This is a genomic window from Bacteroidia bacterium (genome assembly GCA_041391665.1).
GTDB lineage: Bacteria > Bacteroidota > Bacteroidia > J057 > J057 > JAGQVA01.
In genome coordinates this window covers 2,103,577-2,127,117 of the sequence record JAWKNO010000003.1, presented here as the reverse complement: position 1 = coordinate 2,127,117, position 23,541 = coordinate 2,103,577, and the positions used below count along the sequence as shown (strand labels likewise).

Sequence of the window (23,541 nt, the reverse complement as noted above, 5' to 3'; positions counted from 1 at the left end):
CATTGGGGAAAAAGTAATGAATGAAACGATCAGGCGTGTGTTGCATTTTCCGGTTATAAAAATTATTGCAGGAATCGGGATTTGTTTTTCGGCGTTAGTTGTCGTTCAGAATTTTGTACTGAAACCGTTTTTTTACAGCATCTTTCAGGATAAAGAGATCGCCGATCCATTGATCCATGGTATATCTATGATCGTTTTACTCGCTGGGTATTACTTTCTGTTTCGGGTTTATGACAAACGGGAAATTACAGAGCTATCCCTGAAATTTTTGCCTAAAGAACTGGCAGGAGGTTTTTCATTAGGATTTTTAACGATTTCCCTATCCGTTTTTATCTTATACTTATTGGGAAATTATCAGGTCATTGGCATAACGACCGACCACTATTCCCTCCGGTTATTTACGCTGTTGATGGTTGCCGCATTAATTGAAGACCTGTTTTTACGAGGATTAGTCGTCAGGGAATTTGAAAACTGGCTGGGCACTAACCCGACACTGATAATCGCTATGTTACTGGAAACCGCCCATGTGTTTAATGAAAACGCAAACCTGTTTAGCCTTTTTACGGATTTGGTCTGGGGATTTACGATGGCCATGTTATTTGTGTATACAAAAAGAATATGGCTGCCCTTTTTCTTTCATGTGGGATGGAATTTTGCCCAACCTTTTTACGGATCCAGCCTCACCGGACTGAATGATATGGGAACCCTTATTCAATCTGAATTTTACGGCCATGAGCTAATTACCGGAGGCGCCGTAGGGATTGAGGGTTCGGTATTTACGGTGATTTTTTTGCTAAGTATTGGGCTGACGCTCTATTATCTTACGAAGAGAGAAGGGAAGATGATAATCGGCAGGCAAGCACCACTTCATTTGTAGTATAGAAGCTTTCGGATTCAGGAAGTATAGGATCTTGGGTACCATACTAAATCGACACTACCTAAAAATTGAAAAAATGAGAATAGTATTAATAAGTATTTTGACAATTCTTTCCTGCTCAGCAGTTTTAGGACAGGTTCAATTATCAAAAAAGCAAATCATCCTTCTTGACAGCATTGCAACCCAGGACGTACCAAAAAATTCTCCAGGTATTGCAACTGCTATTATTCAAGACGGAAAAGTGATTTATGAAAAGTATGCAGGTTACGCAGACTTAACAGACAGCTCTCTTATTCAAAATTCAACACGTTTCAACATTGCTTCAAATGGGAAACAATTCACCGCACTGGCAATACTGACCTTGGTTGACAAAAAGAAACTTAAACTCTCTGACGATATTAGAAAATGGTTTCCAGACTTGTACCCCAATATCAGCGATAAGATCACTATTCAAAGTTTGTTGAATCATACAAGCGGTATCAGAGACTGTTATGATTTATGGTCATTACAAGGGTACACTTGGTGGGAGAAATCCTTTACCAATAATGATGTATTAGCTTTAATTGAGAAGCAGACTGATTTGAATTTTCAACCAGATACGAAATATTTATACAGCAACTCGAACTACATACTGTTGGCCCTGATTATAGAAAAAGTCTCAAAGAAAACCTTCGTGGAATACACTAATGAAATGTTCAGGCAATTGAATATGCCAAACACCTCTTTTGAGAGTGACTATGCTAAAATACGAGGACAAATTGCCAGGGCTTATTTCAATTTTGGCACCTGGACTACTTATGATTGGATTTGGAATGTAGTTGGTGATGGTAATATTTTTTCGACCCTGGAAGATCAAATTCAATGGGAAAAATTAGTGCAGGGGAAAGGAAAGACAACCTTAAACAGAGAAGTCATTTTGCAAAGCCAACAAGGAATTGACAATTCAAAATTTAATAATTATGGTTTCGGTCTTGAATTTGGTGAGTATAAAGGGGTAGAATATAAATTTCACGAAGGAGCGACCGGTGCCTGGAAGGCAACTGTAATTAGGTTTCCTCAAAAAAATATTTCGATGTTAACCCTGACTAATACAGGCAAATCCATTCCTTATAATCAAACAAGGCAAATGGCTGATGTCGTTTTTGGCTTAAAGTCGCCAGAAACGTATCTTATAACTAAGCCAACAAGTATAGGTAAATATGTAAGTGAAGATGAAATCTTAGGAACATACCTGACGGATAGTGATTTTGCATTCACATTTGAAAAGAATGACAATAAAATATTTTTAAAAAGAGTAGGCAGGAATGATGTTGAATTAGAACGTGAAGCAGATAATATATTTCGGCAAAAGTTTGATACAGACTTTAAGCAAGAATTTACTACCAACTCAAATGGAGAAATGCAGGTAACAGCATATTATGTAAATCATTCACCCTATTCACTGACCAAAGTAGGTAAACCCGGAAATGAATTTGACTTCAATAAAATTAATGGAGATTATTTTAATTCGGAGACAAATACAAACATAACATTAAAATATCTGGATGCTGTAAATTACGAAGTAACATTTCGGGCAGATTATGTGACAAAAGGGTTACTTGTATCTGATAATAAAGTGCTTGTTGACTTTTTTAGTTTAGAGTTCCGGGACGGAGACTTATTACTTAACGGAGAAAGAATAAAACAGGTGAAATATAAACGAAAATGAAAAGTACCGCACCAACAGCGGCTTTGCAAAAGTGGGGAGTTGTGATTCGGGTGACAGGTTTTTCGTATAATTGAAGTAGGGTTTCTGGAACGAACGGTATTTCTTAAAAATTCCGCCTTCGCAAAGCCCGAAAACGTTATGCTCAACAAACCATGAACGAAGAAGGATTGGAAAAAATACATATAGATTTGCCTAACCACTGGGCTATTGGAGGTGAAGCATTTTGGGCAACACCACTGGGAAATGATTTGTATAAAATTGAAAATGTACCTTTTTACGCCTACGGTTTAAACTTTCATGATATCGTTAGGGCAACTTCTGAGTCCGAAAATACAAAACCGGAAATAAAGGAATTGATAGAACAAAGTGGGCATCGAACATTCAGGGTGTTTTTTAAAAAAAGTGTGGATAGAGACAAACAAATTGAGATTCTTGATTCAATGAAAGAACTAACAATCTCTTATGAAAGAGCAACTGGCATATTTCTTTCATTAGATGTTCAACCCGAAGGCAACTATCAGGCCGTATTCGATAGATTGGATGAGTTAGAGCAAAAGAATATTTTAAACTTTGAGACCTGTGAAGCGAGAATCGAAGGTAGCTTTGATGATTTACCAGAGTAAAAAATGAGCAGAACATCAACTAAAAGCCATGTGCTGAGCAAACACATCCAGGAATTTATAAAATTGAACAACGAATAAATTGCCAGAACCCCCACGCAAAAACTTTCTTTTGCGGCGGAAATAATCCCCCCTCACCACCTCGGCCGTATCCCCGGCGCATAGGGAAACCGCAGGTTCTCATAATACTCCAGCGTATGCTCCGGTTTGGGCAAACTGGCGGGTATCGGCTTTTGCGAAAAGGTCTGGAAATACAACACACATGCATCCCGCCAGAGTTTCGCTTCCTTCTCCTGTATTTTCAAAAACATCGTTACATGGGCAAACCGCTCCGCATCCACTTTCCCTTCCAGCGATGCCCATTCGGTCTGCATTTGGCTGACTTCCTCTACGCCCTGATAATACCGGTGGCAGATCTCGTCCCACAACGTGCGACCTGAAGCAACTTTTTCGTCCCAGCCCACGTGGTGAAACCACAACAAAAATTCCTCCGGACAATCGGTCCTTGAGGCAAACATTTTCGCCACTTCGGGCGCGTACTGCGAGGTGGCATTGCTGCCCGACGGCGTGCGGTCAAACCCAACGCCGAGGCTGTCGGCCCGGTGATAATACACCGAAGTCCAGTCTGCCCTGCCCCCCGTTACCCAGGGGCCGGGACCGTAATGATGGTTGCGACCCATAATATGATGGAGGCCCAGCGGCGTCATATAGTTGACGACCGTTTCCCTCGATCCTAGCATCATGCGCTTGATAGGGCTGAGGATGGCCATATCGTTGGAAAAGGTCATTCTCCCCCACTCCTCTGCAATCTGTGTGGGCGTCAGGGTATGATCCCAGGCCAGTCGCCCAAACGCATACCAGTTGGCCTGTCCGAAATGATGGCCGCACCAGTTGCGGTCTGTACCAATATTGGCGACACCGGCCATACCGGAAAGAGAATGTCCATCCAGGCTTCCATCAATGACCTTTGCGACGGTCGAACCTTTGTCTTTGGCCCATGTGTCTGCGTCGAGAGTTTCTTTAAATAATTCGCCGAGATAAGCGAGGTGGGTGGCAAAACCGAGGTATTCCTGTGTGATCTGAAACTCCATCATCAGCGGCGTCTGAGGCATGGCGCCAAACAGCGGGTGAAAAGGTTCTCTCGGCTGGAAGTCTATGGCCCCATTTTTTACCTGAACGATTACATTTTTCCTGAAAGTCCCGTCCAGCGGCTCAAATTCGTTATTGGCTTGTTTGGCTCTGTCGTCGGGTTCTTTGTCGTCATAGACAAATGCGCGCCACATGACCACACCGCCGTGTGGTTCAAGGGCTTCTGCGAGCATATTGGCGCCGTCGGCGTGGTTGCGCCCGTAGTTTTGCGGGCCGGGCTGTCCTTCCGAATTGGCCTTGACCAGAAATCCGCCGAAGTCGGGGACATATTGGTAGATCTCATCTATTTTTTCTGTCCACCACTGGCGCACGCTATCATTGAGCGGATCGGCGGTTTTGAGTTTGCCGATTTCTATAGGCGCGCTGAATCGCGCGGTAAGGTAAAGCCTGATTCCCCAGGGTCTGAAAATATCTGCAAGTGCGGCGACTTTTTCGAGATAAGCGGGAGTGAGGATCAGCGCATTGGCGTTGACATTGGTGACCACCGTGCCGTTGATGCCGATAGAGGCATTGGCGCGGGCGTAGTCGGTGTAGCGCGGGTCGCGAAAGTCGGGGAGTTTATGCCAGTCCCAGAGCGAAAAACCCGCGTATCCCCGCTCGACCGTGCGGTCGAGATTGTCCCAGTGATTGAGCAGGCGGTGGGTGACTTTGGGAGAACTTTTGACCGAAAGATTGCTGATATCCTGATGGGTCTGAAGGAGCCGGAGGAAATGAAATACACCGTATAACACTCCTTTTTCGGTATTCCCGGTAATTACAATGACGGGCTTTTTTCCTGCGGTTACGCTCACAATGACAAATCCTTCCGGGCCTATATCTTTCAGCATATCGGCATCAACCAGCGATTTTACTGTCGGTGAGCCGGTGGGTGTACCCGCGATGACGATATTGCCTTTGGTATAGGAATGGACATCGGGAATGGTCGCACCCAGCAGCCCGTTTAACCCCCGCTGCAACTCTTCGCGGGAAGAGCTGAATACCGGGGAGGATTCATCCACCATCCAGCCTGTGATCGTTTTCCGGTAATTTGTCAGAACAGATTCATCAGAAATCTTGTCATACCGGAGCCAGAGGCGATAGCCATCTTCGGCCATCAGGATACTGGCAGCTTGCAGCAAAATCAGTAGAAGTAGTAGGTGTTTTTTCATTTTTGAGGGAATGGATGAAGACATTTTCCAATAAAAGTAAATTTCTCCGGCTATCAAAAATAGCGGCATAATTGTATATTTGAAATATGAAACGACTCCCGATCGGCATCCAGACTTTTAGTGAAATTGTAAATGGCGGTTATCTGTACATCGATAAAACCGAGGGAATCGCACAGTTGCTCAATTCAGGGAAATACTATTTCCTCTCCCGTCCGCGGCGTTTTGGCAAGTCGCTGCTGCTTTCAACAATAAAATCCATTGTGCAGGGAAGCCGGGACTTGTTTGAAGGGCTATGGATTTACGATCAATGGGACTGGTCGAAAAAACATCCGGTGATTCATCTCGGGTTTGCGAGTCTGGGTTATAAGGAGGGCGGACTTTCGGAGGCAATTGTACAGGAATTGGACAGAATCGCAACCGGATTTGAGGTAAATCTGGAACCTAACGAACCCGGGCAGATGTTGCGAGAGTTGATTGGAAAACTAAAGGAGACTCGTGGGAAAGTCGTCATCCTGATAGACGAATACGACAAACCGATTATTGACTATCTGGGCAAGGACACTGCCCAGGCAAAAAAACATCAGGGTATCATGCGGAGTTTTTATTCGGTGATCAAAGACGCCGATCCGTACCTTGAGTTTTTGCTCATCACGGGCATTTCGAAGTTTAGTAAAGTGAGTCTGTTTTCGGATTTGAATAATCTCTACGACCTGACCTTAGAAGAGAACTACAGCACTTTGCTGGGTTATACACAGGAAGAATTAGAGACATATTTTTCTGCCTATTTTCCGAAAGTGATGCAACGGCGGAATATCGGGTCTCGTGAGGAGTTTCTACAAAAGGTACGGCTGTGGTATAATGGTTATAGCTGGGACGGACGAAATTTTGTTTACAACCCTTTTTCGATTCTTTCTTTTTTCCAGAATGGAGACTTTTACAACTTCTGGTTTGAATCAGGCACGCCCAGTTTTCTGCTGGAACTGATGAAGTCGCAGAATTTCTACAAAATAGAAGGACTGGAAGTGGACGCACTGACCTTTGCAGGCTACGACATCGAGCACATTCAGTCGCTTCCGGTATTGTTTCAGACCGGTTATCTGACCATCAAAAGCCGGACAGATATGGGGTTGTATATACTCGATTACCCCAATAAAGAAGTCCGCGACGCGATGTATGGGAATATCCTGGGTGATTTGCGGTATGATCAGGCGGGGTTCAGCGCGGTGTTTATGGTCGAACTGCGCAAAGCCTTTTACGCCAACGACGTAGAAACGGCAATAGACGTGATCAAAAGCCTTTTTGCCCGCATTCCCTACGAAATATTCATCGCCAATCAGGAGGCGTATTACCATTCGCTGCTATACATCGCCTTTCAGTTTTTGGGGAGTTATACCGTCGAGACAGAAGTGAGTACCAACCGTGGGCGGATAGATGTGGTGGTACACACCCCGACCGACATTTACGTCATCGAATTCAAACTCGACGAACCGGCGGAGGCAGCTTTGGCCCAGATTCGCCAGAAAAAATACTACGAAAAATACACCCACACCGGCAAAACCATCCACCTGCTCGGTATCGGCTTCAGCAGCGCCGAGAAAAGCGTCGCCGACTGGAAGGAAGAGGTGGTGTGAAAGGGGGAGAGTTTTTTTTTACAGACATATCTGTCAAAATTAAGTGTCAAAATTACGATATTGACGGTCTGTAAAATGTTTAGCAACTAGAACATGTCTTTTAATGAAAATACAAGGGTGAAAATCCCTGCAATTCTCCATCTTTGCCGCCTTGGTTATCAATACCTTTCGCTTTCAAAGAAAACCTGGAATAAAGACACCAATATATTTCCAGATATTTTTGAGGAGAGTATGCAAAAGATAAACCCTGATTTAGACAAAGACGGAATCAAGCGAATCCTGGAAGATATCTCACTGGTGCTTGAAAATGAGGACCTTGGAGCGGCTTTTTATCAAATGCTGACCGCCACTTCCGGGACAAAACTGATTGATTTTAACAATCTTAATAATAATTCCTTTCATGTAGTTACTGAACTTACCTGTAAAAATGGTGAAGATGAATTCCGGCCTGACATCACCCTGCTGATCAACGGAATGCCGCTGGCTTTTGTTGAAGTCAAAAAACCCAATAACCACGAGGGCATTTTGCAGGAAAGAGATCGCATTAATGTTCGGTTTAAGAATAAAAAGTTCCGCAGGTTTGCCAATATCTCACAGATACTTGTGTTCTCCAACAACATGGATTACGATATTGAGTCGATAGAACCTGTTCAGGGGGCTTTCTACGCAACTACTTCTTACAACTCCGCTATTTTTCATTGTTTCAGGGAAGAAGAAATATTTGATCTGAATACCTTACTTAGCCCGGAGAATGAACAAACAGAAAACTTTGTCCTGAAAGACAATAACTTATCCGCGATCAAACATTCTCCCGAATTTCTCACCAACAAAAATCCTGAAACGCCTACCAATCGGATACTCACTTCCTTATTTAGCAAAAACCGGCTGGCACTCCTGCTGAAATACAGTATCGCTTATGTAAAAGAAGAAAAAGGCCTGGAAAAACATATCATGCGATACCCGCAGTTGTTTGCTACCCTTGCAATTGAAAAAAAACTTGAAGCAGGAATCAAAAAGGGAATCATCTGGCATACACAAGGCAGCGGGAAAACAGCACTTGCTTACTATAATGTCAAATACCTCACAGATTACTTTCAGCGGAAAGATATCGTTCCCAAATTTTATTTTATCGTAGATCGTATTGACCTGATGAACCAGGCAAAAAGCGAATTTTCCAGCAGAGATTTGACCGTACATACTGTCAACTCCAAAGAAGAATTGCTTCGCAACTTTAAAACCCGGCAGGCCATTCACAATCTCTCCGGAAACAGGGAAATAACGGTAGTAAATATCCAGAAATTCAAAGAGGATACTACAATTCTTGAGGATAAAGATTACGATATCCGCACACAAAGAATCTATTTTCTCGATGAAGTACACCGCAGTTATGACCCCAAAGGGAGTTTCCTCGCCAATCTGATAAACTCTGATAGAAATGCAGTAATCATCGGCCTGACAGGTACACCATTGATCGGCAATGACAGGACTTCCCGCGCAACTTTTGGCGACTATATCCACAAATACTATTATAATGCCTCTATTGCCGATGGCTATACCTTAAAGCTCATTCGTGAAGACATTGAAACTACCTACAAGCTGACCCTGAAGGCTGCTCTGAAGGAAGTGGAAATCCTGAAGGGAACGGTGAAAAAAGGGCTCATTTATGCGCATCCGCGATTTGTGGAGCCGATGCTCGATTATATTATCAAAGATTTTGTGGATACCCGCAATCGCATGGGGGATCATACAATTGGTGCTATGGTCGTTTGCGATAGTTCTGCCCAAGCCCAAAAACTCTTCGAGATTTTTATCAGCAAATACAATCCTACACAAAAAACAGTCGAACCGGTCGAACCCTATAAAATAGCTGCCGAACCTCCTCTTGAATATGGTTATTATGTAAAAAAACAATCAGCCAGACTTACCGCCTCCCTCATCCTGCACGATACCGGTTCCAAAGACGACCGCAAAGAAGAAGTGGCGCAGTTTAAAGATGGAAATATTGACATCCTTTTTGTCTATCAAATGTTGCTTACCGGTTTTGATGCCAAGCGGTTAAAAAAACTTTATCTGGCAAGAGTCGTTCGGGATCACAATCTCCTGCAAACGCTCACCCGCGTAAACCGGCCCTACAAAAAATTCCGATACGGTTATGTCGTGGACTTCGCCGACATATCTCAAGAATTTGACGCTACCAACAAAGCTTATTTCGATGAATTGCAAGCTGATCTCGGAGACGAAATAAAATTTTACTCCAACCTCTTCAAATCTAAAGAAGAAATTGAAGCAGAACTCGCAGACATACGGGAAAAACTGTTTCTTTTTGACCTGAAAAACGCAGAAATATTCTCCCAGCAAGTCAGCGAAATCGAAGATCGCAAACAAGTGCTCGAAATCAAAAAAGCACTCGAAAACGCCCGCAATCTCTACAATATTATCCGACTTGAAGGCCATTTTGACCTGCTGGAAAATACCGATTTCCAAAAACTGAACTATCTCTACCAGGAAACTGCGCGACACCTTGATCTGCTAAACGTAAAATCAAATCTCGAAAATGATGCCGATACTTCTCATCTGCTCAACGTGGCGCTGGAAGATGTGCTCTTTATGTTTCGAAAGATTTCGGAAGAGGAAATGGTCATCGCAGACCAACTGAAAGACACCCTGCGAAAAACCCGAGAGGCTTTGGCCAGTAATTTTGACCAAACTGATCCTCAGTTCGTAAATCTTTATGAAGAACTCAGACGCCTGTTCAAAAACAAAAACCTCGACGAAATATCCCAGGAGGAAATGAAAAAAAATATCGCCTCTCTGCAAAATATCTACGATAAAGTAACCGAACTCAACCGCAAAAACAACCTCCTGAAAACAAAATACAACTACGACACCAAGTATGCCCGTACCCACAAACGTATCATGGAAAAAGGCGCTGTTTCCCAACGGGAAAGTGAAATCTATGACGCGCTTACAAAAATCAAAACACTCACAGATGATAAATTGCTGAATAATGCTAAAATTCTTGACAATGAAGGGTATTTTCAGGGATTGCTCATTAAATTTGTGGTAGAGGGTTTTGGGAATAATAAAATCCCCATTGACCCTGATTCTGCAAGATATATCAATACTTGCCTGGCAAAAGAATATATAAACGAATATCATGGGAGCCGGAGTTTGTAATGCAAGGCGCGCCGCGGCGTGTATCGTGCAAAGACAAAAGAGGGGGCACATTATGTGCTATAATCCTGTCACCCCTTCGGGGTTGGGCCTACGGCCAGAAAAAACCGATCGCAGATCGGAACCCCGAAGGGGTGACAGGATTATAGCCAACGTGGCTATTCTCCCCCATTATTCCAAATAGCGCGTTATCACACGCTACAGGCTTTTAAACCCTATCAGATAAAAACTCAAAAGAAGAAAAAATAAAGCATGCTTACTCAAGACTTCACAGCAAAAACCAAAGAACTCATCGACAACCTCAAAGGCGTATGTGCCTCCTACGGCTTGGGAAACGATGGAAACGAATTTAAAATCATTACCCAGGTTTTTCTCTACAAATTTATGAACGATAAGTTTGGCTATGAGGTAAAATCGCTCGATCCCAAACTGGCCCAGGCACAAAGCTGGGAACAGGAAATCGCCTCTTACAATGACGCTCAATACGAAATGCTCCTCCTCCGGATGAGCCCCGACAGCGCCAAACTCAAAAAAGAACATTTCCTCTCCTATCTCTACAACAAACAAGACTCCGAAGAATTTGCCAAACTTTTTGACGATACCCTTCGCGATATCGCCATTTTCAACAATGAAATATTCTCAGTCAAAACTGGCTCCGGTGCCAAAATCACCCTTTTCGACGAACTGAGCAACTATATCACCGACAGCAGCCAGCGCGACAATTTCTGCAAGGCACTGGTCAACCAACTTGTGGATTTCAGCTTCGAAAAAATATTCAGCCAGAAATTTGACTTCTTCTCCACCATCTTTGAGTACCTCATCAAAGATTACAACAAAGACGGCGGCGGCAAATATGCCGAATATTACACCCCCCACGCCGTAGCCAAAATCATGGCCGCTATCCTCGTGGACGCACCCGTAAGCAATGTGACATGCTATGACCCGTCGGCGGGTTCGGGTACTTTGCTGATGAGCCTGGCCCATGCCATCGGCGAAGACCGCTGCACCATATATTCGCAAGACATTTCGCAGAAATCGAGCGGTATGTTGCGGCTAAACCTGATCCTCAACAACCTCGTCCACTCTATCCAGAATGTCATTCAGGGCAATACCCTGCTCAGCCCCTATCACAGAGCGGGTGATAAGCTGATGACTTTTGACTACATCGTTTCCAATCCTCCCTTCAAACTTGATTTCAGCGACTATGTAGCAGACCTGGACGCCAAACAAAACAAGGAGCGCTTTTTTGCAGGTTTTCCCAATGTGCCCAAAAAAGATAAGGACAAAATGGCCATTTATCCCTTGTTTATCCAGCATATCATGTATTCACTCTCGGCGAAGGGCCGGGCGGCGGTAGTGGTTCCCACCGGATTTCTCACGGCGCAGAGCGGCATCGAAAAGAAAATACGCGAGCGACTCGTAGGGCAAAAAATGCTGCGCGGCGTGGTGAGCATGCCCAGCAATATATTTGCCACCACCGGCACCAACGTGTCTATCCTCTTTCTGGACAAAGCCAATACCAAAGGGGACATCGTACTGATGGACGCCAGCAAACTCGGCACTACTGTCAAAGACGGTAAAAACCAGAAAACCGTACTTTCTGCCGAAGAAGAAACCCGCATCATCACCACCTTCAACCGGCACGAAGCCGTGGAGGACTTTTCGGTGGTAGTGAGCTACGAACAGATTCAGGAAAAAAACTACAGCTTCAGCGCGGGCCAGTACTTTGAAGTAAAAATCGAATACGTGGACATCACGGCGGAGGAATTTGCCGCAAAGATGAATGGCTTTCAGACACGGCTGGCGGAGATGTTTGCCGAATCGCGGAAGTTGGAGGAGGAGATAGAGAAACAGTTGGGAGGGTTGAGATATGAGTAATTGGAAGCAAATTGGAGATATACTGAATTCAGTATCAGTAACTCACACGTTTGACAAGAATGCACTTGTATTCTTAAATACCTCTGATGTTTATGACGGTAAAATTTTGACCAATGAATATATGGATGTGTCTATTCTAAAAGGTCAAGCAAAAAAAACTATTAAAAATGATGATATTTTATACAGTGAGATTCGACCTAAAAATAGGCGATTTGCTTATGTTGATGTTGAAAACCCTGAGGACTATGTTGTTTCAACCAAATTAATGGTTCTGAGAAATAAGACAAGTGATGTTCTTACGAAGTACATATATTACTTTTTGACCTACTCTGACACCTTGGACTATCTTCAAATGCGTGCAGAGAATAGGATTGGCTCTTTTCCTCAGATTACATTTGAGATCGTAAAAGAACTAAGAATAAATATTCCCGAGAAAAAAAATCAGCAAAAGATTGTAGATATCCTCTCCACCCTTGACGCCAAAATCGCCCTCAACCAGCGGATCAACAGCGAGTTGGAGGCGATGGCGAAGGCGGTGTACGACTATTGGTTTGTGCAGTTTGACTTTCCGTATGACTTTGCGGCGGGGCGACCCGACCCGGCAGGCAAGCCCTACAAAAGCAGCGGCGGGCGTATGGTGTGGAGCGAAGTGTTGAAGCGGGAAGTGCCGGAGGGTTGGGAGGTGGGGAAGCTTTCCAACTGGATTGCAATCAACAAAAGCGGAGACTGGGGAAAAGATGAAGAAGAAGGAAACTTCACCCAAAAAGTAATCTGTTTTAGAGGTGCAGACATAAACGGGTTAAATGGAAATGGCGAGTTAAAGCCACCCATTAGATATATTCTTGAGAAAAATCATTTTAAATTTTTAGAACCTCATGACATGATTATTGAAATATCCGGAGGAAGCCCAACTCAGTCTACAGGGCGTTTAGCATTTATTACAGAGGCAACCATTGAAAGATTTGAACACCCACTCATCTGCTCAAATTTTTGTAAGCCCATTTCCCTTGTAAACAAAAAATACCTCTACAACTTCGTTTATTACTGGAATAGCCTTTATGAGGGCAGTGTTTTCTTTGGATATGAAGGTAAAACTAGTGGAATCAAAAACTTACTTTTTGACTCCTTTGTCAGCTCACATTATGCCATTCGGCCAAACGAACCAGTTGCAGAAATGTTCTATGACTTTATGGAACCCATCCAAAAACAAAAGCAAACAAAACTAGCTGAGAACCAGCACCTCACCGCCCTCCGTGACTGGTTGCTACCTATGTTGATGAATGGGCAGGTGAGGGTGGGGGGAGAAGCTCACTAAAAATAAGCACCTAATGTTCTTCGTTGAGAACAATTAATGGATTGGAAATGATTTCCCCAATGAAGCACTTCTGACAAAACCTAAAATGAACCGAGATAACGACAAATACGTTCCTAGTCTGCTTGAGTTAATTCAAAGAGACGAAATAAGACAGACAACAACTATTCTTCTCAATGAGCGTGGGAAAATAGGAGGAACCAATAACGACTGGAAGAATCAAATAACATTATTGTCAGCTCGATATGAAACCTTGCGCAAAAATCAACAGAATGGAACTATTTCGAATGAAAATGAGAACGTTGAGTTAAATAAAATCAGAGATTCGCTTATTCAAGTTATTACGGAAAACGACTTGGATGACTGGGGAAGTCTTGATCGAATCCGGAAGCGAGAACTTGAATACCTTGCAAACTTAGGTGAAGATGAATTATTTAAAGAGATCGAGTCTCGTTTCCAGACTCTTTTTCGCCAAATTGAAGACTTAGAAAAACAGCTACACTCTCCTACTCCTCCATATCACTGGGCAGCAGAATTCTCGGTGAAAATGGACACCATTCGAACAAAATGGAATACCAGGCGCTTTCAGATTGCAGTTATGGCCCTCGTAAAAGCTGGCAAGTCCACCTTTCTCAATTCTTTGATTGGTAATGAATTCCTGCCTTCTGCCTCAGTGGCAGAAACTATGCGGTTAATCCGTATCCGGCATAAGCCGGAAAGGTTAACAGGTGTCCTGTTAGAGAATGGTAAGGAGGTTGCCAGAGGCGTAGACGACATTCGCAAATATATCCGCCTCGAAAATCAGCGATCACGGAACATTACGAGAGAGGAAAGAGAATCAGAGCTTTTATTAGAGACAAATCTGACTACACTCAAGGACCGAGAGCTAAGCAGATACGAGTTTGATATTTTGGATACTCCCGGTGTCAATGAAGCTGGTATCGCAAGTTTGCAGGCCAAAGTCGAACAAATTGCAAAAACCTCAGATGTAATTATCTATTTGCTTGATTATACCAAGCTCAAAACAAAAGACGAAGAAGGGATGCTTTCATCTCTCAAGGGTTGGCGGAAAGAGCTATTCAAGCATTTGAGGCTCCGATTATTTTTTGTAGTAAACAAGGTTGATGCGGCAAACCGACATGACCGGGAAAAAAATATGACGCCAGGCGAAGTAAAGTCTTATGTCGTGAGAATTATTAAAGAAGCTACAGATATATCGGTTGAGGAGGAGGATATTATTTTAATATCTGCTGAACGTGCACTTTTGAGCCACTTAGTACGCAGTAATTCCATGTCAAAAGAGCAACTACAGGATTTTGATCGCATTGCATTTGGAGAAATGGGGCCTGAGAAAGATAACCAAGCGCAGTATGAAAGAGCAGTCTCCAAACTATTGGATAATTCGGGCTTCACAGAATTAGAAGAGAAAGTACTACGGGTCATTCACCGTAAGAGGTCAGAAATTCTGTTAAGTAGCACATTAGATGATTTGAATAATGCCTTTGAGCAGACAGAACGGGATTTAACGGTTACTCGGGGAACTTTACTGACCGATATCGACACAGTAAAGAAACTTCAGAAACGCATAGAAGAAATACAGGCGGAGATTCAACGATTAGCCCAAGACACGACCGCATTCAAAAAAAAAGCTGATGCAGTCGTAGATGGTCGATTTAAAGAATTTAGAAAAGAAGTAACAAACCAGATTATCCAGGCTTTTCGAGGCTCGCAAAAAGCCAAGGCGACTACTTATTCGTGGTTTCGGCCTGTAACCGATTTCTGGGACAGAACCCAATATGAAATACGCTCCCAGAATCCTGCGGAAACAAGAAGATGGATAAATGAACTTAATCGAGGTGTGGTAGAAGTGTTGGAGCAAAGGCTTAATCTAGTCTGGAATAATATAAGTGAGGATCTGTTCCTTGCTTACAGAGATGTTTGCCAGAAAGTTGAGCGCCAAACTCAACCAATCATAAGGAGGATTGAAGAGGCCATCAATGAAGCCCTGGATGTAGATTTGAAACCTGCGAATTTATCCATAGAAGCACTGTCTCTGGATCAATTTTACTACCAAACTACTGACAAATTAAATGAAATAATCAAACGAGAAAACCATTCCAGTCTTAATTGGTTCGAGCGAATTTTGAATCCAATACTTGCACTATTTGGGTTAGAAAAAGAAGAAGTTAAATGGAATGAATACTCCGTCCGTTCTAAAGACTACGCCAACTTCCTTGAAAAAGCTACAAACGATTTAATTGAGGAAGCTCAAGAGTTGGCTTATAGTTCTCTTACTGAGAGTTACCTAAAACAAGTCGAATTCCTACTACAAAAGCTTCACTTGTATGGTCAACGGTATATTGAAATTACTCAGGTCGAATTAAAGCAGAGAGCGGAAGTTGCAAAAGATACTCCTAACCGCCTTGCCCTGATAGAAGATCACCTTGAAAATGTCAAGACGCTAGAATTACAGCTATCCGGACTGCGTGAAGTGGTGAATCTAATTGTATGACTGAACGGACAGTTGATCAATACCTAAAAAATCAAAAACCATGGATCGCGCTCAGGTAAAAGCAAGAGTAGAAACTTATATCCGGCGAGCTCAAAATGGAGGAACCGCCGAGGATCCCAACTTCGACTTTAAAAGAGAGTGGATGAATCTTACCGAAGAAAAGGGGCTATACGAGTTTTTGAAAGACACTGCCGCCTTGGTCAATACACTGGGCGATGATGGGATTATCGTCTTTGGGTTTGATGACAATACTAAAGAATTTAAGCGGGCTGTATTCAGTGATTGTGGTCTGAGAGACGAAACTGATCTGAATAATAAAATCAGCAGCATGGTGGACCGGCCATTCCCGGTATATCTGTATGACGAAGAGATAGACGGAAACCCCGTGAGTATTATTCATATTCCTTATTCTGCCGACAAACCCCATGTGGTCAAAAAGTATAAAAAAATCAAAGAGCAAAGCCCTAAATCCCCGGAACTGGAAAATGTGATTTTTGTCAGACGAGGAACCGCAAGCCGCATCGCCAACAAATTTGAGCTTGACCAGATGTTTTTTGACCGGATGCATCTGCTGCCAGATTATCGGGTGTTTGTGTCGAGGTTGACAATAAAATTTTGTTCAGAAAATCCTGAAGGAGTGAAATGTGAGATAAGGCTTTCTATTGAAAATGCAGGCGCACGAGTGATTGGAATAAAAGCACTAAAAGTAGATTTTTCCATCCCCGGAATACCTGACACTCAGTGGAATGCTAGATATGTTCATACTCATGACCTGGCGACCCCAGGCCGTCAACCTATCGCAACTGCTCGAATACGAATTATGCCAAATACAATTGCAGATGGATTATATTTACTATTTCTTGCCCCAGATAGTAAACTACCCATTGATAATTCATTTCCCCTAAAAGAGCTTATCAAAACTCTGAACTCAGCGGACGAATCCTCTATTAACATCAACTACCAAATCAAACTCACCTCCGGAGAAACGCTGAGGGGTACAGTCGGTTGAGGTGGGGTTTGCGCCCGGTTTGCCTGTTGGTAGAACTGAGATCAACTACATTTTATGGCACTTTCCGGCGAAGCCGGGACTCCGGAGGAGTCGAATGTTTGTAGCCTCAATGGCCACCCCCTCTGTCTTTCCCAAGGTTTTACGCCGAAGGGCGCACAGGGGCCAAACGCAGTATGTACCGTTTCGGTAAGGAAGGGTATTCACGCTTGCGACAATTTGGTTTGCGCCCCTATTTTCCCGCGTCTTCTTTATTAAGTTCGAGGAGTACCATGGCTTCCAGTTCTTTGGTGGGCAACAATAATTTGTATTCGGCAACTCCGATAGGTTTGTGGACATCCTGAAGGGCAATTTCCACGTCGAGGTGATCTTTGTCTGCGCAAAGGATAATGCCAATAGAAGGGTTTTCGTCGGGTTGTTTTTCCAGTTTGTCCAGCAAACCCAGATAAAAATTCATCTTGCCCACATATTCGGGTTTGAATGCGCCGATTTTTAGCTCCAGCGCAACGAGACTGCGCAGGCCTCTGTGATAGAGAAGGATGTCAACAAAATATTCTTTTTCATTGTATTCAAGGCGGTGCTGGTTGCTGATAAAAGTGAATCCTCTGCCTAATTCCAGCACAAACTGTTTGATTTTATCTATCAGGCGCTGTTCCAGCTCTTTCTCTTTTACCGGTTGTGTAAGACCCAGAAATTCCAGTTTTAAATCAACCGATAGCCTGTTGATCACACCCGCGCCGTGCCCCTTTTCAATTTTTTTTTCGGAAAGTAGTCTGCCCAGGTTCCAATATACGCTGATTGAAGCAGCGTTTACTTGTCTTGCAATATTTGCCCTGGCAGTTTTTATTTCGGCTACCGCGGCGTGAAGCATGTCGGAATATTCTTTTTCCATTTCTGACATACGGGAAATGTTTTCTGTATGCTAATATAATTAAAAACCGGGTAACGCTGGAAACAAGTTTCGGGCGCAAACCAAAATGTCGCACTTAGGGGTCACACGAGTCTGGCTATTGTCTGTTAGCTGTTGGCGCTTTTCGTGCTCATGCGCCCTTCGGCGCAACTATTGTGAAAAATGGGGGGAGTGGGCTCACATGGCTACAAATCGAAGATGCCTCACGTACATTCGACCTCTCCGAGCCAAAAGGCCACTGAGGTGGGTCTTGCCCGTCGGCAAAACCCCGTATAGCTAACGTTTTGGGCACTTTCCGGCGAAGCCGGGACTCCGGAGGAGTCGAATGTTTGTAGCATCCCGGCGCCCCCTTTTTATTTCTCCCCTCGTGGCGCGCCGTAGCGCGCATCCCTGCTTCTCCACTGGAGAATGGGGAAAGTAGCTAACATTTTTGTTAAAATTTTTAGCAAAATTTGCGGATTGAAAATTTCATTAGTGATTTACTTATGAAGTTAAGCGCAGTGAGTGTGCTTGCTATTAAAACAAAACCCCTTAGCCCCAACAACCATTAACGTTTCCTGCCGAATATGGAAAAGAATAACTAAATTAACGTATTTGAAGACAAACATATCCGAAGCGTCTGGGATTCGGAGCAGGAAAAATGGTATGTGTCCATTGTGGATGTAGTCGCTGTGCTTACGGAAAGTCCGAATCCAAGAAAGTATTGGAGTGTCTTAAAAACAAGGCTAAAAGCAGAAGGCAGTCAGTTTGCTACAAATTGTAGTCAACTGAAAATGTTATCCTCCGATGGCAAATTTTACAAAACCGACGTAGCCGACACTGAACAACTTTTCCGGTTGATCTAATCCATCCCCTCCCCCAAAGCTTTTCGCATTCAGCTTCCCTTTTGCAATACCTGGCTTTTCTTCATCATCTGCAATACCACTACCAGTACCCCCACCAACAATACAAGACACACCAGAATTGCCACAGGCAAAATATGCAGCCCAATCTCGTGTGAAAGAATTCCCATCAGGTAATTGACTACCATATTGCCGCCAAGGGCAATCACGAGCGTAATGCTAAAGGCTGTGCCTGAAAGCTCTGACCATAGCTCGCCGATTTTGCCCATGATGATCGGGAAAACGCCCGCAAACCCTCCGCCTAATAAGACCAATGCCACAATCACTATCGGAAATGTCGTCGCTTGTATGAAAATCATGGCTCCTGCCAGCACGATTCCCATACTCCACATCAAAACGGTAAATGAGTGATATCGACGCAGAATGGCTCCCAGTATCAGTCTCCCCGCAGTCAATGCGGCAACGTGAAGCGTAAGCCCCAAAAGCGCTTTCTCTGTATCAAAAAGCAGATTTTTTTGCAGGTAGATATTCGCCCAGTTGATAACCAGTCCTTCCTGCCCGCTTTCAAAAAATAGTACCAACCCCATCAATAAAAGCAAAGGGGTGCGCATTAACCTGAGGCTCTCTGAAACAGGAAATTTCTCAGACTGCTTGGATGGCGGAAACTGAATGGAAAGCATAAAAGCGACCACGCCCAGAATCAGAAATCCGACACCCGCAAGTATTGCTTCGTTGGATAAATATTTTGAAAGCAGCGCAAAAAGCAGGGGCATCCCCAGCGCGCCAAATCCATAAAACGAGCCCAAAAAACTGAGTTTTGCGCTTTTTTCGCCTGTACTGATATCTGCTACCAAACCGTTGGAAGCGCCATTGAGTGCGCCGCCGCCAAGGCCTATGAGAAAAGCGGATACAACAACCCATGACCACGAAGGTGCGAAAGCAATCCCTTCAAGTCCTGCCATGACGATCAGGGCACATACTACCAGCAGTTTTTTATGGCCGTAGCGGTCAGTCATGGGGCCAAATCCCAACGAACCGCCGAGCACGCCCAAAGGCAATATACTGAGCAGAAGACCCGCATCGACTTCATTGACCTGAAACTTTGCGATGATTTCAGGTAGTGTAGATCCTATGGTGAGCATCACAACCCCAAACAGCAACATCGAGACACACGCAACGGCAAAAACGAGCCTGTAGTTGTACATAGTTATTGGTTAAAGTTTTCTCTGTGCAGCGAGCAAAAGTAGTGATGATCCGTTTTGGATTTTCGGGCGCAAGTTAGGTTTATTCCACAGAATTGCCATCCTTGATTCAGGCAATATTTGCCGCCAAGAAATCTTTTTTCCCCTATTGTATATATCTGACAAAAGCGCGAATTTTCTGCTCTCTCCGCAATTAAGGAGAGGATGCCCGTGAAATTGTACGTAAAACTGACGGGTTGTCTGCTGGTGTGGATGACCCATTTTGTTTACCCGGTTTTTTCGCAGTGTTTGCCCGGTTCCCGGCCCAATTTTATCGTATTTATCTCCGACGACCAAAGCTGGATTCATACCTCAGCCAGCGGTGATCCCGTAGTTCAAACGCCCAATTTTGACCGCCTGGCCAGGGAAGGTGTATTATTTAACCAGGCTTTTTGTGCGGCGTCTTCCTGTACCCCTTCCCGCTCGGCTTTGCTTACGGGTAAAAATATTTACGAACTGGAAAACGGAGCGATTCTCAATTCTTTTCTTCCCAGCCATTTTATCACGTATCAGGATATACTGGAAGATGCGGGGTATCTGGTCGGGTGTATTGGCAAAGGTACCAAACCCGGGCTTCAGTCGCTGGGCGGGCGTACCCGCGACCCGGCAGGTTGGGAATACAACGGTGCTGCCATTCAGGGTGCACCGGCAGGCATAAATCCTGTGGATTTTGCGGCAAATCTCGAAGAGGGGTTAAATGCCCGCCAGCAGGGACAGCCATTTTCTTTCTGGATTGGATCATATGAGCCTCACCGCCCTTACGGCAATGGGGTCGGCAGGCTGTCGGGGATGGATACTTCCCGTATGGTTATTCCCTCGTTTCTGCCCAATGTTTCTGCTTTTGCGCGGGAGGAAGTCGCAGATTATCTGTTTGAAATCCAATGGTTTGACAAACAACTTGGGGAAATTATCAAAGTGCTGGAAAAAGCAGGAGAACTGGAAAATACCGTGATTGTTGTTACTTCAGACAATGGTATGCCTTTTCCCCGCGCAAAACTCGAACTCTACGAATACGGCGTTCACATTCCGCTGGCTATCCGCTGGCCAAAAGCTGTGCCTGCCGGAAAAATCATCGATGATTATGTCAGTCTCAAAGATATTGCCCCCACTTTTTTAGAGGCTGCCGGACTGGAAATCCCCAAAGAAATGACGGCTCAAAGTTTTCTCAATGTCCTCACTTCTGAAAAAAGCGGGCGTGTTGATCCTTCCCGGGATCATTGTTTTGTGGCGCATGAACGCCATGGCGTAGATGGGAAAAGACCCCGTCGGGGTGTGTATACAGATGATTTTGCGTATATCTACAATTATACTTGCTGCCTGAAGCGCACTTTCTCCGATGATTCACTCTGGGCGGCCACGCTTTTTGAGTCCAGCAAAGACTATATGCCTTACAGCTCGTTGCTTTGGAAATTTCGCACACATCCGCTCATCCGGCAGTATTGGGAGTGGTACAGAGGTGACCGGAAAGAACATGAACTATTTGACCGGAAAAACGACCCCTATCAGCTCCATAACCTGGCTTACGAACCTGCCTATCAGGGGGTGGTTGACTCGCTTTTCCGCAAGGTGATGGACTATGGAGGTAAAACCGGTGATCCGCGAACGATCGATCCTGAAACGGATATTTTTGATACCTATCAGGAATATGGAAATGAATGGTTGTCTCAAAATCCTTCAGCGGCAAGTACTGATCGCCAGATAATGCTTGATAATGGTACAGGCCGGAGAAAAGGAGCGCCTGTATTGCCGCCGGGAGCAGGGGCTACGGATGTTCGTTTGTTGAACCTGGCTATAAACGGGCCGATGACACTTTCAGGAAGTTTAAGCTGGGCTTTCGCACATCCGGGAAAGGACATTACCCGGTACAGGGTTTATTTTTTTGATGAGAACGGACTAAAAATTCCCGATGTGATTGCTGATGTATGTGCAGATACCCGGAACTGGGAGATGAAGTCTGTGAAAATCCCGAAGTCGGCTGCTTTTATTGGCGTGGCAAGTGTAAATGATGGGGGCGAATATTATTCTCCGGAGAGCCTGGTGGCTTTACCTGCATTTTATCCCGATGTCATATTTCCACAGCCGGTAACAAATATTTTTACGCTGCAATTTTTCTGGCAACCGCAGAGCGATCTGACCTGGGAAGTGGTAGATGTGCAGGGCAGGCAAATGGAGGCTGTACAGACAGAATACGAATGTGCGGGCCAGAGTTGCACCATTTCGGGCGATATGACCGGCTATGCTTCAGGCCTTTATTTCCTTATTATCAGATCAGGCGGACAACAACAGACGTATCGCCTGATGAAGATAAATGATTAGGATTGTTCGTATTTACGGCGAAGCAGATCGACGACGAGATCCAGTTTTCGACGATTTTCTTCATTTTGAATAATCCGTTCGCCATAAGCAGCGAGCCGCGAGGTATTTTCATCAGCCGGGTTATCCATTTCCTCCTCACCGGCATCGATTGTAATGTCGAGGCGGATATATCGGGGCGTTTTTTCTGGATTTGCATAGGGCGGAAGGAGTTGTTGCATCTGATAATCGACCGTTTCAGAAACGCCCTGCATCAGGATATCAATCAATGGTTTTACCCACTCGACCAGTCCCCAGTCTTTTACATTTTCGTAGAGATAAGGCAATGCGGTCTGACCTGTGCCAATGGAAACCAAAAGAATGGGTAACTCAGCATTGGTTGCCGATGCATTTGCGTTCATGCCACGTGTGCCTTCCGAATGGGCAGACGGCGCGATGCCGCTAAGATCCCATCCTTTTTCGCGCAGCGCCTGCCGGGCTTCGATATAGGCAAGCATGGAAGGATTGTTGGCAAAAACGCCCCCGTCAACCAGAGAGAGATGGTTTAACTGCTGCTTTTTGACTTCATAATCTTTATTGTACATCGGCTGAATGCCGCTGTAGCTTACCTTTTTCGGAGGAAAGTAGGTGGGCGCTGCGGAAGTCGATCGGGCAACTTCCCAAAGGAGAAAGTTTTCTTCCGTAGGGTTTTTTCTATAATCAGAAGACTTAAAGTAAAATGGTTTTTTTACTTCTGTATTGTAGGAGGTAATCAGAAGATCGGAAATGGCGTCGGAGAGGCGCATTTCGCCAAAGTAGCTTTTCAGCACTTCTTCTATATTATCTGCGGGAAATTTGCTCCTGAAGATGCTGGTTACCGCACCCAGCCAGTTAGATGAAAATATTTTATGTGCAGTCTCTCCCCGGTAAAGATTTAATAGTTCTTTTGCGCGATATTTGGGACGGCCGTTTTCGCCTTTAATATTTAACCCACAAGCTAAAAGCCCACCCGTAGAGGTACCTGCAATCAGGTCAAATACCTCTGCAATTCCGGGGCCGTCCTGTTTAACATCATCATATAGACGGGCTTCTATATATTCCAATACTTTTCCGGGAATGATTCCGCGAATGCCGCCTCCGTCTAGAGACAAAATCGTATAGGCCGGGATAGGGTGATCCATATTCAGATTTCTTGATATTATCTGCTAATCTAATCAAACATAAGCCATTAGCTACAAAAA

At 44.3% G+C, this 23,541-nt stretch carries 14 protein-coding genes and 1 pseudogene; 11 read left to right on the top strand and 4 right to left on the bottom strand.

Annotated features, from left to right (window positions below; genetic code table 11):
• Window positions 1-16 precede the first annotated feature (16 nt).
• The 3 genes from R3D00_31340 to R3D00_31330 all read left to right on the top strand — a co-directional run bounded on the left by R3D00_31340 (window position 17) and on the right by R3D00_31330 (window position 3,208).
• The gene (locus tag R3D00_31340; GenBank protein MEZ4777710.1) at window positions 17-877 is read left to right on the top strand and encodes a CPBP family intramembrane glutamic endopeptidase; all 861 of its coding nucleotides are present in this window, start codon (window positions 17-19) and stop codon (window positions 875-877) included.
• A 76-nt stretch (window positions 878-953) separates the two neighbouring features.
• Window positions 954-2,585, top strand: coding sequence for a serine hydrolase domain-containing protein (locus R3D00_31335; GenBank protein MEZ4777709.1), 1,632 nt, complete (start codon window positions 954-956; stop codon window positions 2,583-2,585).
• A gap of 152 nt (window positions 2,586-2,737) precedes the next feature.
• On the top strand, window positions 2,738-3,208 hold the full coding sequence (locus R3D00_31330) for a DUF4265 domain-containing protein (protein ID MEZ4777708.1): 471 nt from the start codon (window positions 2,738-2,740) through the stop codon (window positions 3,206-3,208).
• A 131-nt stretch (window positions 3,209-3,339) separates the two neighbouring features.
• Here the strand turns inward: R3D00_31330 and R3D00_31325 are convergent, their stop codons facing one another.
• Window positions 3,340-5,502, bottom strand: coding sequence for an alpha-glucuronidase family glycosyl hydrolase (locus tag R3D00_31325; GenBank protein ID MEZ4777707.1), 2,163 nt, complete (start codon window positions 5,500-5,502; stop codon window positions 3,340-3,342).
• 86 nt (window positions 5,503-5,588) lie between these two features.
• On the opposite strand from R3D00_31325, the gene R3D00_31320 reads away from it, so the two are divergent.
• From R3D00_31320 to R3D00_31295, 6 genes are all read left to right on the top strand, one after another.
• Complete coding sequence (locus R3D00_31320) at window positions 5,589-7,133, top strand: ATP-binding protein (protein ID MEZ4777706.1); 1,545 nt, start codon at window positions 5,589-5,591, stop codon at window positions 7,131-7,133.
• A gap of 93 nt (window positions 7,134-7,226) precedes the next feature.
• The gene (locus R3D00_31315; protein MEZ4777705.1) at window positions 7,227-10,310 is read left to right on the top strand and encodes a type I restriction endonuclease; all 3,084 of its coding nucleotides are present in this window, start codon (window positions 7,227-7,229) and stop codon (window positions 10,308-10,310) included.
• Between the two features lie 249 nt (window positions 10,311-10,559).
• The gene (locus R3D00_31310) at window positions 10,560-12,185 is read left to right on the top strand and encodes a class I SAM-dependent DNA methyltransferase (GenBank protein MEZ4777704.1); all 1,626 of its coding nucleotides are present in this window, start codon (window positions 10,560-10,562) and stop codon (window positions 12,183-12,185) included.
• Complete coding sequence (locus R3D00_31305) at window positions 12,178-13,500, top strand: restriction endonuclease subunit S (protein MEZ4777703.1); 1,323 nt, start codon at window positions 12,178-12,180, stop codon at window positions 13,498-13,500. Before R3D00_31310 ends, R3D00_31305 begins: the two co-directional genes overlap by 8 nt.
• Before the next feature lie 85 nt (window positions 13,501-13,585).
• Window positions 13,586-16,009 carry a dynamin family protein gene (locus R3D00_31300; GenBank protein MEZ4777702.1) on the top strand — a complete coding sequence of 808 codons (2,424 nt, stop codon included), beginning with the start codon at window positions 13,586-13,588 and terminating at the stop codon, window positions 16,007-16,009.
• A gap of 40 nt (window positions 16,010-16,049) precedes the next feature.
• Complete coding sequence (locus R3D00_31295) at window positions 16,050-17,018, top strand: ATP-binding protein (GenBank protein MEZ4777701.1); 969 nt, start codon at window positions 16,050-16,052, stop codon at window positions 17,016-17,018.
• Between the two features lie 229 nt (window positions 17,019-17,247).
• Here R3D00_31295 and R3D00_31290 read toward each other — a convergent pair whose 3' ends face one another.
• Window positions 17,248-17,916 carry a PDDEXK nuclease domain-containing protein gene (locus R3D00_31290; GenBank protein MEZ4777700.1) on the bottom strand — a complete coding sequence of 223 codons (669 nt, stop codon included), beginning with the start codon at window positions 17,914-17,916 and terminating at the stop codon, window positions 17,248-17,250.
• A 593-nt stretch (window positions 17,917-18,509) separates the two neighbouring features.
• On the opposite strand from R3D00_31290, the pseudogene R3D00_31285 reads away from it, so the two are divergent.
• Window positions 18,510-18,767 (top strand): annotated as a pseudogene (locus R3D00_31285) (hypothetical protein).
• A gap of 32 nt (window positions 18,768-18,799) precedes the next feature.
• Here R3D00_31285 and R3D00_31280 read toward each other — a convergent pair.
• On the bottom strand, window positions 18,800-19,972 hold the full coding sequence (locus tag R3D00_31280) for an MFS transporter (protein MEZ4777699.1): 1,173 nt from the start codon (window positions 19,970-19,972) through the stop codon (window positions 18,800-18,802).
• A gap of 201 nt (window positions 19,973-20,173) precedes the next feature.
• Here R3D00_31280 and R3D00_31275 point away from each other — a divergent pair, with 201 nt between their 5' ends.
• Window positions 20,174-22,324, top strand: coding sequence for a sulfatase-like hydrolase/transferase (locus tag R3D00_31275; GenBank protein MEZ4777698.1), 2,151 nt, complete (start codon window positions 20,174-20,176; stop codon window positions 22,322-22,324).
• Here the strand turns inward: R3D00_31275 and R3D00_31270 are convergent.
• Window positions 22,321-23,481, bottom strand: a complete 1,161-nt coding sequence (locus R3D00_31270) for a patatin-like phospholipase family protein (protein ID MEZ4777697.1) — start codon at window positions 23,479-23,481, stop codon at window positions 22,321-22,323. The genes R3D00_31275 and R3D00_31270 overlap by 4 nt on opposite strands.
• Window positions 23,482-23,541: the final 60 nt, after the last annotated feature.

Coding starts and splice junctions, on each gene's coding strand:
- R3D00_31340 (MEZ4777710.1), top strand. CDS start 17: ATGAATGAAACGATCAGGCGTGTGTTGCATTTTCCGGTTATAAAAATT.
- R3D00_31335 (MEZ4777709.1), top strand. CDS start 954: ATGAGAATAGTATTAATAAGTATTTTGACAATTCTTTCCTGCTCAGCA.
- R3D00_31330 (MEZ4777708.1), top strand. CDS start 2,738: ATGAACGAAGAAGGATTGGAAAAAATACATATAGATTTGCCTAACCAC.
- R3D00_31325 (MEZ4777707.1), bottom strand. CDS start 5,502: ATGAAAAAACACCTACTACTTCTACTGATTTTGCTGCAAGCTGCCAGT.
- R3D00_31320 (MEZ4777706.1), top strand. CDS start 5,589: ATGAAACGACTCCCGATCGGCATCCAGACTTTTAGTGAAATTGTAAAT.
- R3D00_31315 (MEZ4777705.1), top strand. CDS start 7,227: ATGTCTTTTAATGAAAATACAAGGGTGAAAATCCCTGCAATTCTCCAT.
- R3D00_31310 (MEZ4777704.1), top strand. CDS start 10,560: ATGCTTACTCAAGACTTCACAGCAAAAACCAAAGAACTCATCGACAAC.
- R3D00_31305 (MEZ4777703.1), top strand. CDS start 12,178: ATGAGTAATTGGAAGCAAATTGGAGATATACTGAATTCAGTATCAGTA.
- R3D00_31300 (MEZ4777702.1), top strand. CDS start 13,586: ATGAACCGAGATAACGACAAATACGTTCCTAGTCTGCTTGAGTTAATT.
- R3D00_31295 (MEZ4777701.1), top strand. CDS start 16,050: ATGGATCGCGCTCAGGTAAAAGCAAGAGTAGAAACTTATATCCGGCGA.
- R3D00_31290 (MEZ4777700.1), bottom strand. CDS start 17,916: ATGTCAGAAATGGAAAAAGAATATTCCGACATGCTTCACGCCGCGGTA.
- R3D00_31280 (MEZ4777699.1), bottom strand. CDS start 19,972: ATGTACAACTACAGGCTCGTTTTTGCCGTTGCGTGTGTCTCGATGTTG.
- R3D00_31275 (MEZ4777698.1), top strand. CDS start 20,174: ATGCCCGTGAAATTGTACGTAAAACTGACGGGTTGTCTGCTGGTGTGG.
- R3D00_31270 (MEZ4777697.1), bottom strand. CDS start 23,481: ATGGATCACCCTATCCCGGCCTATACGATTTTGTCTCTAGACGGAGGC.